We start from the raw sequence: 12,146 nt of genomic DNA on the forward strand, positions 1-12,146 counted from the left end.
AAGAGAGCAGGTTGCTGCGTGTGAGCCGGTTTAGTATTTAATTTGTAATTCTAAGATGAAATAAAGAGAAGGCATGTATTTTTCCATGCTTTCTCTTTTTTGTGCTGGTGTTGGTGGCTAAGCTCTTCCTAGCTCTGCTTAAGTTGCAATGAATATGTTCGCTAGCAAGAAGCCGAACGGTACTGCAACTATCACACCGGATAGGCCCGGAAGAAGGAATGGGTGGTTGAAGAATTTAGACCCATTCCACCTTTTGCTTTCATATGAGCCAGTATCATCGGTTGATATTGCAAAGGCTGAGGTTGGGTAGATATTGGTTACATACATCGCACTCATGGCGACAAAGCTACCGACAATGAACTCCGGTGAAATACCCATGCTGCCGGCAATGGGCACCAGCAGGGCGCTGGTTGCGCCATGGCTGAACAGAGCCGCACTGGTTAACCAGAAAATAAAGGCCAACAGCATTGGGTAGGCTTCCAGCCAGATCCCAGCCTGAGCTTTAATTTCCGGTATATGGGCACCGATAATTGTGCCGCTCAACCAAGCGATACCGAGGATAACGATAAGTGACTCGGCACCATCGGCAAGAACACTGGCTTTCTTGATACTTTTGAGATCAACTTTACAGGCGAAGGCCGTGATAAGTGCAGAGACAAACATGGTGATAACGATCAGATCCCGTGAACCTAAACCGTGGCCAATCACCTTCTTGAACATCAGCATCACAACGATGAAGATAACAGAGGCCAGGAAAATCATTACTGAACGTTTGGCTTCAGGCGCATCAGGCGTGTTGTTTTCCACCAAATTAGGTTGTTCTATCAAGCCTTGTTCCAAGCGCTGTTGATAGATCGGGTCATTGAGCAGGTCCTCTCCTTGTCTGACAGCGACAAAGGTCGCCACGCAGGCTGCAACAAATCCAGCCGGAATGATCACGGCAAGCACAGATCCAAAGCTGACTCCCATTTGTTCTACCACAACCCACATTGCAGCAGTGGCTGCTGAGATAGGCGACGCAGTAATTGCAACCTGACAGGCCACAACGGAGGCTGTTAATGGCTGGCTAGGGCGTACATTGGTTGATTTCGCGACCTGTTGAATAACATTAAGGATAGACAGGGTCGTGTATTGAGTGCCTGAAAGTACCGTTAAGGTAAATGTAGTGAGTGGGGCAAGGGTATTGATGTATTTGGGATTATTGCGAAGCAATCGTTCAGCAACTTTGACCATGTAATCTAGGCCGCCGGCACGTTGCATTACTGCAAGGGCTAATATGACAGAGAGGATGATAAGCAAAACGGATATTGGCATTTTGCCAGGCTCGAGGCCAAAACCGAAGACGGCGATAGCCATACCCACGCCACCTGCTAGGCCGACGCCGATTCCACCCAAGCGGGCTGCAAGGATAACGGTGCTCACTAAGAGCAAGAGATGAAGATAAATCATGCCGGTGCCCCCACGAAGAAGCGGTTAACTTCGTCCATCAAAAGATGGGGAACATCTTCTGGAATATAGTGACCGGACGGTAAGCTGTGGCCATCAACATCATTTGCGACGAGCTTCCATTCTGCCAATACATCGAATACTTTGCCCACGGTGCCAGTTGCGCCCCAGAACACCTTGAGAGGGCACGTAACTTTATTCCCTCTATCAATATCTTCTTGGTCATGTTCGAGGTCGATAGTCGCTGCCGCTCGGTAGTCTTCACATATCCCCCGCGCTGCGCCTTCAAGTTTGAGGCAGCGGGCATATTCACTGACTGCTTCCTTGGTGAATGGCCCCATCCCTGAACTACGAGCGCCGATAACGCTTTTTAGGTACTGATCAGGATCGGATTCAATCAAAGATTCTGGAAGCGGGTAAGGGCGGATGAGGAAGAACCAGTGCCAATATGCTCTGGCAAATTGCTGGTTGGTTTGTTGGTACATTGAAAGGGTTGGCGCGATATCAAGCAACATCATGCGTTCTACGCATTGGGCATGGTCCAGAGCGAGTCGGTGGGCGACACGTGCTCCTCTGTCATGGGCAATGATTGAAAATTGATTGAAGCCTAACTGCTTCATCAGCTCAACCATATCCTTTGCCATCATTCGTTTTGAATAGATAACATGCTCGGGATCTGACTCAGGTTTGTCGCTATCCCCATAGCCACGCAGGTCGGCGGCGATGACCGTAAAATTGTCTGCCAGTTGGTCAGCAACCTTATGCCAGATGAAATGGGTTTGAGGGTGTCCATGTAACAACAGAAGGGCTGGTCCCTGACCACCTATTCGGTACTTAATGTGAACCCCGTTAACAAAAAGAGATGCCTCTTTGTATCTGGAAAACATATCCTTATACTCCTAGAAATTGTTCCACTGAATTTGATTGCTGTCAGCCGGGCTGTTTTGTGTTTTGAGTTATCGCTCGAACTATTGGCTTGATTTCACTATATACACAGTAAAAGTATGGATAAATAAGCAAATTATGGCTTCATCAAACACACTTCGTAAACAATTCCCGCTTCCTGAAGACTTACGTGTATTTTTAACGGTGATCCGAAAAGAAAGCTTTGTGGCAGCTGCCGATGACTTGGGACAGTCTCCTGCCTATGTCAGCAAGCGCATTCAAATTCTGGAAAAAACCTTGGGGACAAAGCTCTTTCATCGCTCTACCCGCAAAATCGGCCTAACCGAAGACGGCATCCATGCCCAGCGATGGGCTACGCAGATTATCGAGGATATGGATAACTTTATCGATGACCTATCTCAAGTCAGCCAGACTGCCCGGGGAACTCTGAATATTTGCAGTACATTTGGTTTTGGCCGTAATCATGTTTCCAAGGCGATCTCCAAGTTAGCGGCTAATTTTCCGGAGCTCGCAATCAGGCTTGAAGTGACTGATAGGGCAGTAAATTTGATTGATGAAGGGTTTGATTTAGAGATCCTAGTAGGGGATGATTTGCCCCAGCAGCACATCAGCAAGCCCCTGCTGAGTAACCAACGTATTCTTTGTGCCAGCCCGGACTACCTGAAATCCAGAGGCCCATTGGCATCATTGGATGACCTTTCTAACCACGACTGCCTGGTGATCAAAGAGCGCAGTACCCCCTTTGGTATATGGCACCTCAGCGACGGCTCCCAGGAACACTCAGTAAAAATACAAGCCCCACTCTCTTCAAACAGCGGGGAAATTGTATTGCAGTGGGCCTTGGATGGCAGAGGTATCGTCCTCCGCTCGAAATGGGATGTACAAAAATACCTTGAAAGTGGGGAGCTGATACAGGTCCTGCCACAATATTCCCAAAGTGCTAATATATGGGCGGTATATCCAACCCGATTATCCCATTCAGCTAAATTACGTGTGTGTGTTGAAGCTTTGCAGGCGTACCTCCAAGAACAGGCTTAAATTCACGATATGTGTTTTATACAAACACATTACGCTCGTTGATTCACAGCTTAGCTTTAATAAGCTAGTTCTCACCGACCAAGCAAAAGAGAACTGGCTATGGCTGAACCGAAGAACCTTTATGAGAAGCTGATTGGCTCTCATACCGTTTGTAACCTCGATGATAATGGGCATGTTCTGCTTTATATCGATAAGCAGGTAATCAATGAATATACCAGCCCACAGGCCTTTAGCGGCTTGCGGGAAGCGAACAGGCAGGTATACCGCCCTGAGACTCACCTATGCGTGGTTGATCACGTCAACCCGACGGCACCCGAACGCAATGATGCCATGCCGGATGAAGGTGGCCAGGCACAGGTAGATTACTTCCGGCAGAACTGTAAGGATTTTGGTATTGAATTGTTCGATGTCCTGGATGAACGACAGGGTATAGAGCATGTTGTTATGCCTGAACAAGGCTTAGTATTGCCTGGTATGGTGATAGCTGCCGGAGATAGCCATACCACGACCTATGGCGCGCTTGGGGCGTTTGGTTTTGGTATAGGTACCTCTGAAATTGAGCATCTTCTTGCAACCCAGACACTGATCTACAAAAAACTCAAAACAATGCGAGTGAATGTGGTCGGTCAGTTAGCTAAGCATGTTACTTCTAAAGATATTGTCATGGAGCTGGTGCGGAAAATCGGTGCCGCCGGTGCAACAGGCTATGCCCTTGAGTTTAGCGGCGAAGCCATTTCGGCCTTGAGTGTCGAAGCCCGGATGACTATCTGCAATATGGCCGTTGAAGCGGGTGCCCGTGGGGCTTATATGGCTCCTGATGAGAAAGTGTTTGCGTACCTTAAAGATAAGCCTCGCTCACCGAAAGGCGAGCTGTGGGAGCAAGCCCTTGAGCACTGGCAAACCCTGAAAACCGACGAGGGTGCCAAATTTGATCAGGAAATTGTGATTGATGCTAATCTCCTGGAGCCAATGGTGAGCTGGGGGACGAGCCCAGATCAAGCTATCCCGGTATCCCAGATGATTCCAACATCCGAACTGGCCAGTGAGGCCGACAAGCGTTCTTTGGATTACATGGGGTTGGACAACAGTCAGCCCATTGCCGGTGTTTCTATCAGCCATGCCTTTATTGGTTCCTGTACCAATGCTCGTATTGAAGACTTGCGCAATGTTGCTGAGGTGGTAGGCAAAAGGAAAGTTGCCGAGCATGTAAGAGCAATTGTCGTTCCGGGGTCCACCTTAGTGAGAAAGCAGGCCGAGCAGGAAGGCATTGCCCAAATTCTACAAGATGCCGGATTTGAGTGGCGCCAGTCTGGTTGCTCAATGTGCTTGGCAATGAATGACGATGTGCTAGAGCCTGGCGATCGCTGTGCATCAAGTACCAACCGGAACTTCGAAGGACGCCAGGGAGCGGGAGCCAGAACACACCTAATGAGCCCAACTATGGTTGCTGCGAGTGCCATTGCTGGAAAAATTGTCGATATTCGTGACTATGAGGAGGCTTAACAATGGAGAAGTTTGTATTGGAAACCGGCGTTGCTGCTCCGTACCTATCTCATAATGTTGATACGGATGTCATTATGCCCAAGCAGTTCTTGAAGCGTATAGACCGTGCTGGGTTGGCTGAAGGAGTCTTGTTTGATCAGCGCTTTCTAAACAGTGGCGTGCCAAACCCAGAGTTTATTTTGAACCAGCCTAGTTGGAGCCAATCCCGTTTCTTGGTCGTTGGCGATAACTTCGGTTGCGGTTCAAGCCGCGAGTATGCGGTGTGGGGAATCCAACAGTTAGGCATTAGAGCCATTATCGGGACCAGCTTTGCCGGTATTTTTTACGATAACTGCCAGCGAAATGGAGTACTGTTGATTTCTCTAACAGCTGCAGAGCGGGATTTATTGGGTGAAATTGTCTCTCATCCTGAAACCAATGAGCTGGTTATTGACCTTGAGTCGCAAACTATCAAGGCACAGACAGATATCGAAATTGGTTTTGATATTGATTCGCTGAAGAAAAAAGCGTTGATAAAAGGGTTGGATACTATTGGCTCGACACTAGAAAAGCAGCGATTAATCAAAGGCTTTGAGCATCAGCATTTAGCGGCTAATCCCTGGCTGAAATAAGAGCGGTAACAACAAAGTTAGCATGAAAAAACAAAGGGCCAGACGATGACATCTGGCCCTTTGTTATATTTCGTTGTTGGGCTTCTTCCGGGTATCAACCTGTCAGGTTTTCCAGGAAAGACTTCTTGCTAAGGGATTTTTTGAGCTCTTCCATCCACTCAGCCCCTTCGCCCGAGAAGTATTCTTGTGTGGTTTCGTAACCTAACTCATAAAGCGCTTTCAGGCTGTCATTGTTGACGTTGAAGGCTCCCCATTTATCAATGCCTTCCGGCGAAAGGCTGATATCAGGCAGCTTGATGCTTTTCAATAAGTGGGCTGAGCTATAGATTTCAAATACCCGGTCGAGCACATCAAAAGCATCGGAGAACTCATGATTGGCTTTATGCTCTAATGGGCTTAAGTACATTCCAAGGTGGGCACGACACTGGTCGTGGATGAGATCGGTCGGATAATTATTAGTGATACCACCGTCAGCAAACAGCTTATCGCCAATTTTTACTGGGGTAAACATGCCCGGATAGGCGGCAGAGGCTAGAAGGGGCTGAATGAGCTCCCCTTCCTTGAACACGACTTGTTGCGCGGTATTGAGATCAGTGGCCGCCACATAGAGCGGGATGTCGAGGGCATCGAAGCTATCTCGTTTTATCCAACCGTGGAAATGACGGTTGAGCTTTTCGGCATTGATCAATCCCAGTTTGTTGAAAGAGAAGCTGCTGGCTTTAAACATTTGGCTTTCGACGAAGAAAGAAAGGATATTCTCTGGATTATGACCGGCGGCATAAAGCGCACCGACAAGCGCGCCACCGCTAGCACCTGAAATAATATCAGGCTTTACGTCCTGCTCGTCGAGGTACTTAAGCATACCGATTTGCGCCATGCATTTCGCACCACCGCCGGAGAGGGTTAGTCCGAATTTATAGGGTTTTGAGTTGAAGAATGATGCCGGCAAAATCTCTATCCTTTACTAGCCTGGTTCATGAGATTCAATATATCACTATCCTAGCAGCCTTCATGACGATATTGTGTTAAATAACGTATCCGCTTAAATGGGGAGGAGTGCTTGCATCGATGGAGGCCTTGACTTGCGCTTTTGTTAACCAGTATCATCGTCGCATCATATCTAAAGAGTTCAACGCCATAATGAAGTACTAACATCCTGAAATCCAATTTTGAAAAAATCATTTGGACTCTAGGGGTTAGCGGGCGTTGCTTCGTCATTTCTATCTTGCAGAAAATATAACGATTATTATTACTCGGCTTGCTGTTAGTTAATTATGTTGGCTAATGACTGCGCGCTAAAATTTATTTTAATCGTTCCTAAGTAACGGCTATGCCAATCTATCTTTGATAGGTAAGGCACAACCCCTTTTACTGATTGACGTAAAGGGAGGTATTTTATGCCTGCATCATTTACACCTGTTTTACTTACACAAAAACTGTCATTCCAGCTCGATTCAGGGGAATGGCTATTAGAAGATATCAACTTCAGCCTTAATCATCGTTTAACTGGGCTAGTCGGTCGTAACGGAGTAGGGAAGTCGGTATTCTTTTCGCTGCTGCTAGGAAAGCTGGCTCCGACACGAGGTCATGTTACCCGCCAAGCTAAGGTTGATCATTACTCTCAGTTACCTTCTGAATTGTTGGGAACAGAGTTGAGCATCGCACATTACTTAGGTGTCAGCGAAAAAATATCGGCGTTAAAAGCCATAGAGTTGGGTAGCTGTGATCTCAAGAATTTCGAGGTGATCGGAGAGGATTGGGATGTAGAAACTCGAACCAAACAGTTATTAACTTCGTTAAGAATCGCCCCCGATCTTGATGCATATTGTCATACGCTGAGCGGTGGTCAGATGGCACTGTTACAGCTCCATCAGTTGTTTTATTCTGAGGCGGACATATTGCTACTCGATGAGCCGTCTAATCATTTAGACGGTCAAGGTCGGCAATGGCTGATTGAGAAGATGCAACAATTCGAAGGCCAGATATTGCTGATCAGTCATGATAGAGCCCTGTTACGGCATGTTGAAGGGATCTATCAGCTAACCAGCTTAGGTCTCCGCTTTTTTAAAGGTAATTATGATGATTACTTTGAGCAGTCTACAACACAGTCCGAGGCGCTAGACAAGCAGGTATCATCGCTCAAATCTGAGCAAAAGAGGCTGGAGCGCCAAGCACAGACGAATAAAGAAAAGGCACAGCAGCGGGAGGCGCAAGGTAACCGATTAAGAAAGTCGGGGAGCCAACCTAAGATCTTGCTGGATGCAATGAAAGATAAAGCAGGGCAAAGCCGTTCAGCCGCGGTGACGAACCAGCAGAACTTAATGGACCTCAATCAAGCCAAGCTCAATACTCTGACAAAGCAAAAAGAAATCTTAAAACCTCAGGCGATGTACCTCCAGCAATCAACGCAAACTAAGAAAAACACCTTGCTGAGCGTTGAAGACTGCCAGTTGGGTTTTGGCTCAAAAGCCTCTATTTCATTTAGTCTGTCCCAGACCGAGCGGTGTTATTTACAAGGGGCGAATGGATGTGGCAAATCAACACTGTTGAAAGCGATTCATGGCGAACATTCAAACTTTCGCGGGGAGATCAAGTCACGGGTGCCGACTGTCTATCTGGATCAGCATTTTGGCTTGTTGGAACTAGACGATTCTATGTTGGAGAGCTTGGTGAAGCACAGCCGGGGGCTGACCGAGAGTGATGCACGTATCTTGCTAGCCGGTATCGGTTTTCGTCGTGACTCCGTTTACCGAAGCGTTGGAAATCTCAGCGGCGGCGAAAAAATGAAGCTATCCGTGTTGCTGGTCAGTCATCAATCGCACACTCCGCTACTGTTGCTTGATGAGCCAGACAATCATTTGGACATCGACTCAAAACACTTACTAGCAATGGCGCTGAAAGCCTATAAGGGAGCGTTCCTTTTAGTCAGCCATGATGAAGATTTTGTGGCTGAGGTCGGTATTAACAAACGTATTTTTTTGAAATAAAGAAAACATAATAAATATGCCGACAATTTGTCGGCATTTTTTATTTAGGTTTGCGCTCAACAGCGAGCTACAGAAATTTCTCGATCAGGATCTCATCGACATACGCGCCGCGCACTTTGGCGTGTTTTTTTGCGGTGCCGATCACTTCAAAGCCCTGATTTAGATAAGTTGCTAGCGCTCTTTCATTATCGCTGCGCACGTAGGCAAACAGCTTTTCGTAGCCTTTTGCTTTCGCGATTTCACATGTCGCCTCGAACAAACGCTTGGCAACGCCTTGGCGGCGGAAACTGCCATCGACAAACGTACCGATAATGCCGACATGGTCGAACACTCGGGTATAGTCGGCAAAAGGCTCAACAGCCTGAAAACCGGCAATCTTACCGCTTTCGTCATGCTGAGCAACCGTTAGGATCCCCCTTTCAGGGAAACTACGGATGAAGACTTCTTCCTCTTCGACGGTGAAGGTCGTGTCCAATACGGTGTATAAACCTTCCTCGACAATAGGGTTAAGGACATTGGCAATACCTTCTGCATCGCGAATGGCAGCCTGTCGAACATTAAAGCGCATTTTACTTTCTCATTGTGATTTTTAAGAGCATCTTAACGCATGCAATGGTGTGCTTGCATGCTGTTTTTGAGCCTTAATGACAGCTGATGCAGATCCCTATCGTTACCCACAATCCGCAGTCGTGCATACTCTTCATTCATTGTTGGGTTGGTGATTTTGAAATGCTGGCCAGAGCACGATAGTATGCCGAGCTGCCTTAACATGTCGGCCATATTAACTCCTTGTTTGTGTACCAATAGGATCGGTGTTTGCTCTGAGGTAGGCACAATGCTGAAGTTATAGCTATGGAGGACATCCATTATCGCACGCTTGAAAGCGATAGTTTTTGCTTGGTTTATTGCCACAAAATTAGCAGCTGTTGGTAACACATGGCAGGCTATTTTCAGAGCCGGTAGCGACGGGGTAAACACGGTGACTGCTGCCTGCAAATAGGGCGTGAGTATGGGCGATGAGACAATATAACCAAGGCGCAGCCCAGCCAATCCTAACCCTTTAGAAAAAGTCCTCAAGACCATCAGGTGGCTGTAATGTTGGCACTCTTTCACCATGGATTGGTCTTCAGTTAAGAACTCGCCGTAAGCCTCATCGATAATCAGCAAGCTACCGGCTTCCTCACACACATGGCACAAAGACAGTAAGTGCTCTTTGTCGTAAATCCGTCCTGTTGGGTTATTGGGATTATCGATATATACCAAGGTCGGTTTCTCGCGCAGGATCGTATTTTCTAACGCCCCAAACAAATCATTATCACTGTTGAACTCAAACATATTGAGTGCTTGGTATTTGCCGCCTGTTAGCAGGAATTCCGATACCCCTTCAACAAACTGCGGGCCGATACCAATCATTGTTTTTTGCTGGTGGGCGATGAGCTTGTTGAAGATCAGCTCCAACCCACCCAGCGAGCCGGTTGTGAACGTGAGGTCATCACTGTTGACGCCTAGGTACTTGCCAACGAGATGGCTCAATTGCGCGAGGTTGCTAAAGCTGTAGTAGTCATTGATTTCATCTAGGATCTCAAGCATTTGATCTGGAGAGATCTCCGGCGATCCAAAGGGATTAGATCCTAGTGCACAGTCAATGGTGTAAATCGGGGTGACATACGAAGCCTGATCGTTTTCCAACTCAGGGTTTAATTTCACGTTCAACGTCCTTGATGATCTTTTGCAATATCGAATTTTTAGATGACCACTTTTATCTCCCAATAAATAGGTCAATTGGCGACAAATGGATAGCCAATCGTAGTTAGTGTTTCTGGTGACTCCATTGGTAAATAGTTCTGTCGCGAAATGACCTATTTGCGGTTGTGGGCTAGGGGTAATATTTGGGCAGAAATTCAAACAAACTTCAGTAATACGGAGCAACTCAGTATGAAATTAAAAACCGTTGCACTAATTCTGGCGCTAGCCACCTCAATGAATGCCACCGCTGCGACGGTTGCTGATATGCCGGAAGCAATGAAAGAGGCACTCAAAGTGCCAGGAGCCGATGTCACTTTTGATGTTGAGCGAGCCAAGCAGCCTTTTAGCCCGCAATTTGCCAGCGAAGCCCAGCAAGCTTTCAATAATTTCCACCTGCAGATGGGCGGAGACCACGCGGTTTACTACAACGGTCATATGACCGAGGTGTTGCACTCGGCAGTGTCTCGTCCGAACGAAGACTACAAGCCTTTGGCACGTAATATTAATAACCGCCTTGGCGATCTCAAGGTGCAAACTGGTCAAGGTGTGCTCTCGTTGGATGAGTACATGGAAAACCCCATGTTCCGTACCCAAGCCATGATCATGGTTCACAAAGGTAAGGTCGTCTATGAGGCTTATCCGGGCATGAACCCGCATGACCGCCACATTTGGTACTCATCAGCAAAAACCACTGTCGGTCTTGTTATGGCCAAACTGGTTCAAGAGGGCAAGGTTGATATCGCCAAGGTTGTTCCTGATTACATTCCTGAGTTAAAGGGAAGTGCTTGGGATGATATTACTGTTGAAAGCGTGCTCAATATGGCGACAGGGCTGGATAACGAAGAAACCCTTGAGTCGATTCTGAGTCCAGACTCTCCGGTGGTGCGATACTTTGCTGCCATCCTTGGTTCACCACGGGCATCTACAGGTAAATATGAAGACTGGCTGACGGACGTAGCGGTTGATCAGAAAAAATTAGAAGGTGAAACGCAGGGGGATGTGTTCCGCTATGCCTCCATCAATACCAGCATTTTGACTCAGATTATCGAGAACGTTGAAGGTAAGACATGGGCCAAAATTTTTGAGGATAAAGTGTGGTCGAAAATGTATGCGAGGGAGCCTGCGGTATTTGGTTTAGCTCCTAACGGGCACGCTCTAGCACTTGGCTTGCTGCAAACCACGCCGGAGGACATGGTTCGTTTCGCTACGCTATTTACACCTAGTTGGAAGGCAGTTGCCGCCGAGCAAGTCGTGACGCCAGAGCTGCTTGAGATAATTCGTGGTGAAGTTGATCCAAAGCGTTATATAGGTACTGCCAAAGAGGCTTCATCGGTCTCTTCTTTCCAAGATAAAGCACAGGGTAACGCGTTCCAGTTCGATTATATCTACGATGATGGTGCAATCGCCAAAAGCGGTAATATGAACCAGATGATCTATATGGATCCAGAACGTGACTTTGCTGCGATTGTCGTATCAACCAGCCCTTACCACTCTGGTTATGGTGAAACCAAAGCCCCAGCTTATATGCGGCTGGCAGCTAAGTACCTAAACGGTGAGTTGTTTATTACTCAGTAGCAGAGAAAGACATAGAATAAGAGCACTGGTTAGGGTGATGTTATCTCCAGTGCTCAATTGTTTTGTATAGAAACAGATTTTACAGAATCCGTTTATTTACTAAATGTCTCACTTGATATCTGAAATTTGGTATATACCCAAGTTACCTCAAGGTGCAGGACTCAGAGGGTTGTCAGCGCCTTCAATCCAAGGCGAAGATTTGCAGGAATGGCATTCCCTTTCAAAAAGCTTCAACGAAGGAGTGAATGGGCTGACATCCTCCCGAAGGGCGAGTTTTCTAAGCTTCTATACTGCGTTATTGTTTCTTGATTTAGAGCCACTAGATCTTCAAAAT

General features: G+C 47.1%; 10 protein-coding genes. 5 read left to right on the top strand and 5 right to left on the bottom strand.

The features are described 5' to 3' along the window. Nucleotides 1–138: 138 nt before the first annotated feature. Together ACVA58_RS26355 and ACVA58_RS26360 are read right to left on the bottom strand one after the other, a co-directional pair. Nucleotides 139–1,449, bottom strand: coding sequence for an anaerobic C4-dicarboxylate transporter family protein (locus ACVA58_RS26355; RefSeq protein WP_446513222.1), 1,311 nt, complete (start codon nt 1,447–1,449; stop codon nt 139–141). Then, nucleotides 1,446–2,333 (bottom strand): alpha/beta fold hydrolase, encoded by an 888-nt coding sequence (locus ACVA58_RS26360; protein WP_446513223.1) that lies wholly within the window; start codon nt 2,331–2,333, stop codon nt 1,446–1,448. The genes ACVA58_RS26355 and ACVA58_RS26360 overlap by 4 nt, the downstream gene beginning before the upstream one ends. Before the next feature lie 136 nt (nt 2,334–2,469). Here ACVA58_RS26360 and ACVA58_RS26365 point away from each other — a divergent pair, with 136 nt between their 5' ends. From ACVA58_RS26365 to leuD, 3 genes are all read left to right on the top strand, one after another. Beyond that, nucleotides 2,470–3,390, top strand: coding sequence for a LysR substrate-binding domain-containing protein (locus ACVA58_RS26365; RefSeq protein WP_446513224.1), 921 nt, complete (start codon nt 2,470–2,472; stop codon nt 3,388–3,390). A 99-nt stretch (nt 3,391–3,489) separates the two neighbouring features. Next, on the top strand, nt 3,490–4,893 hold the full coding sequence (gene leuC, locus ACVA58_RS26370; protein ID WP_446513225.1) for a 3-isopropylmalate dehydratase large subunit: 1,404 nt from the start codon (nt 3,490–3,492) through the stop codon (nt 4,891–4,893). Between the two features lie 2 nt (nt 4,894–4,895). Then, nucleotides 4,896–5,504 carry a 3-isopropylmalate dehydratase small subunit gene (gene leuD / locus ACVA58_RS26375; protein WP_446513226.1) on the top strand — a complete coding sequence of 203 codons (609 nt, stop codon included), beginning with the start codon at nt 4,896–4,898 and terminating at the stop codon, nt 5,502–5,504. Between the two features lie 94 nt (nt 5,505–5,598). Here leuD and ACVA58_RS26380 read toward each other — a convergent pair whose 3' ends face one another. Further along, on the bottom strand, nt 5,599–6,453 hold the full coding sequence (locus tag ACVA58_RS26380) for a patatin-like phospholipase family protein (RefSeq protein WP_446513227.1): 855 nt from the start codon (nt 6,451–6,453) through the stop codon (nt 5,599–5,601). Between the two features lie 448 nt (nt 6,454–6,901). Here ACVA58_RS26380 and ACVA58_RS26385 point away from each other — a divergent pair, with 448 nt between their 5' ends. Further along, a complete protein-coding gene (locus ACVA58_RS26385; protein WP_446513228.1) occupies nt 6,902–8,491 on the top strand; it encodes an ATP-binding cassette domain-containing protein in 1,590 nt (529 codons plus the stop codon). A gap of 67 nt (nt 8,492–8,558) precedes the next feature. Here the strand turns inward: ACVA58_RS26385 and ACVA58_RS26390 are convergent, their stop codons facing one another. Then, complete coding sequence (locus ACVA58_RS26390; RefSeq protein ID WP_446513229.1) at nt 8,559–9,059, bottom strand: N-acetyltransferase family protein; 501 nt, start codon at nt 9,057–9,059, stop codon at nt 8,559–8,561. Between the two features lie 32 nt (nt 9,060–9,091). Then, entirely contained in the window at nt 9,092–10,198 is a 1,107-nt protein-coding gene (locus tag ACVA58_RS26395; protein WP_446513230.1) for an aminotransferase class I/II-fold pyridoxal phosphate-dependent enzyme, read from the bottom strand. 228 nt (nt 10,199–10,426) lie between these two features. On the opposite strand from ACVA58_RS26395, the gene ACVA58_RS26400 reads away from it, so the two are divergent. Continuing rightward, nucleotides 10,427–11,812 (top strand): serine hydrolase domain-containing protein, encoded by a 1,386-nt coding sequence (locus tag ACVA58_RS26400; RefSeq protein ID WP_446513231.1) that lies wholly within the window; start codon nt 10,427–10,429, stop codon nt 11,810–11,812. Nucleotides 11,813–12,146 lie beyond the last annotated feature (334 nt).

The sequence above is a fragment of the Photobacterium sp. DNB22_13_2 genome (genome assembly GCF_052873915.1).

Coding starts and splice junctions, on each gene's coding strand:
- ACVA58_RS26390 (WP_446513229.1), bottom strand. CDS start 9,059: ATGCGCTTTAATGTTCGACAGGCTGCCATTCGCGATGCAGAAGGTATT.
- leuD (WP_446513226.1), top strand. CDS start 4,896: ATGGAGAAGTTTGTATTGGAAACCGGCGTTGCTGCTCCGTACCTATCT.
- ACVA58_RS26365 (WP_446513224.1), top strand. CDS start 2,470: ATGGCTTCATCAAACACACTTCGTAAACAATTCCCGCTTCCTGAAGAC.
- ACVA58_RS26385 (WP_446513228.1), top strand. CDS start 6,902: ATGCCTGCATCATTTACACCTGTTTTACTTACACAAAAACTGTCATTC.
- ACVA58_RS26400 (WP_446513231.1), top strand. CDS start 10,427: ATGAAATTAAAAACCGTTGCACTAATTCTGGCGCTAGCCACCTCAATG.
- ACVA58_RS26360 (WP_446513223.1), bottom strand. CDS start 2,333: ATGTTTTCCAGATACAAAGAGGCATCTCTTTTTGTTAACGGGGTTCAC.
- ACVA58_RS26355 (WP_446513222.1), bottom strand. CDS start 1,449: ATGATTTATCTTCATCTCTTGCTCTTAGTGAGCACCGTTATCCTTGCA.
- leuC (WP_446513225.1), top strand. CDS start 3,490: ATGGCTGAACCGAAGAACCTTTATGAGAAGCTGATTGGCTCTCATACC.